Here is a 1,544-nt window from a genome sequence, read left to right as displayed (position 1 = left end):
GGCATGCCCGCTGCCGACGCACCCGCCGCCCGTCGCCCCCGTCACGTCCGCGGAGCGGCCGCCGCGGTCGTCCTGACCTGCGCCGCCTACCTCGCGCTGGCCGTCGCGACGAGCGCCGACGGGACGCCGCACGCACCTGCCCCGCCCGTCGTCTACCGGCCGCCGCTCGCGCCGCCCGTGACGGTCGTCCGGGAGTTCGACGCTCCCCCGCGGCCGTGGCTCGCGGGGCACCGCGGCGTCGACCTCGCCGCCGTCGAGGGCGACCGGGTGCTGGCGCCGGCGCGCGGGGTCGTCACGTTCGCCGGGCGCGTGGTCGACCGCGGCGTCGTCACCGTGGAGCACCCCGACGGCCGGCGCTCCAGCCTCGAGCCCGTCGCCGCGAGCGTGGCAGCGGGGCACGTGGTCGAGGTGGGCGACGAGATCGGCGAGGTCACCGGTCGCGCGCACGCCGGCCCGGACGGCACCGGTGCGGACGCCGTCCACTGGGGCGTGCGCGAGGGTGACGTCTACCTCGACCCGTGGGCCCTGCTGCCCGGGCTCGGACCCGTCGTCCTGCTGCCGGTCGACTGACTCCCGGGTCAGGCCCGCTCGGCGTCCAGCAGGCGCGTCCGCAGCCGCGTCATCGCGGCCGTGTGGATCTGCGAGATCCGCGACTCCGTCACGCCCAGGACGCGACCGATCTCGGCGAGCGTCATGCTCTCGTAGTAGTACAGGACGACGACGAGCCGCTCCCGCTCACCCAGGCACTCGATCGCCCGCGAGAGCAGGTACTTGGTCTCCTGCGCCTCGACGCAGCCGGCCGGGTCCTCGGCACGGCGGTCGCCCAGGGTGTCGGAGAGGGTGGCCGCGCCGGGCCGGTCGTCGCTGCCCGCGAGCAGCTCGTCGAGCGCCGCGATGTTCACCGACGCGAGCTGGGAGTACACCGCACGCAGCTCGCCGACGGGCAGCTCGAGCCGCTCGGCGACCTCCGCCTCGGTCGGCGCCCGGTGCAGCGTCGCCTCGAGCTCGCCGTACGCGCGGTCCACGGCCCGGGCCTTCGTCCGCACCGACCGCGGCACCCAGTCCATCGCGCGCAGCTCGTCGATGATCGCGCCGCGCACGCGCGACGAGGCGTACGACTCGAACTTCACGGCACGGTCGGTCCGGTACTTCTCGATCGCGTCGATCAGGCCGAACATGCCGTACGACACCAGGTCCGCGTGCTCGACGGTCGACGGCAGCCGCATCCCGATGCGCCCCGCGACCGCCGTGACCAGCGGCACGTAGTGCAGGATCAGCCGCTCACGCGCCTGCGGGCAGTGCGTCGTGGTGTACCGCTCCCACAGCACCTCGACCTCGGCCGCGTCGGCGCGCTCCGGCACGGCCGCGAGGCTCCGGGCCGGCGCCGCGGACCGCTGCGTGGGGACGATGCCCGCGGGCGCCGTACCAGGTGCGTAGGCGCGTGCGACCGTGGCGGTACCGGCGCCGGCGAGGGCGTCCTGCAGTGCCGTCATCGTCGGCTCCGTTCGTGAGGGGTGCGGTGCGGGCAGGGTGAGGGATCCCTG

General features: G+C 75.8%; 2 protein-coding genes. One reads left to right on the top strand and one right to left on the bottom strand.

What is annotated here, in order from left to right; genetic code table 11:
• Window positions 1-570: murein hydrolase activator EnvC (locus ATM99_RS15975; RefSeq protein WP_369798103.1), on the top strand; the 570-nt coding region annotated here is incomplete at its 5' end.
• Window positions 571-578: 8 nt separating this feature from the next.
• On the opposite strand, the gene ATM99_RS15970 is transcribed toward ATM99_RS15975, so the two are convergent.
• Window positions 579-1,493 carry a FliA/WhiG family RNA polymerase sigma factor gene (locus ATM99_RS15970; protein WP_082659918.1) on the bottom strand — a complete coding sequence of 305 codons (915 nt, stop codon included), beginning with the start codon at window positions 1,491-1,493 and terminating at the stop codon, window positions 579-581.
• Window positions 1,494-1,544: the final 51 nt, after the last annotated feature.

This window comes from Cellulomonas sp. B6 (assembly GCF_001462455.1).
Classification (GTDB): domain Bacteria; phylum Actinomycetota; class Actinomycetes; order Actinomycetales; family Cellulomonadaceae; genus Cellulomonas.
Note: the sequence above shows the minus strand (reverse complement) of the source record. Positions and strands in the feature narration are given on the sequence as shown.

Bases quoted from the DNA above. Each gene is read 5' to 3' on its own strand.
- ATM99_RS15970 (WP_082659918.1), bottom strand. From the start codon at position 1,493: ATGACGGCACTGCAGGACGCCCTCGCCGGCGCCGGTACCGCCACGGTC.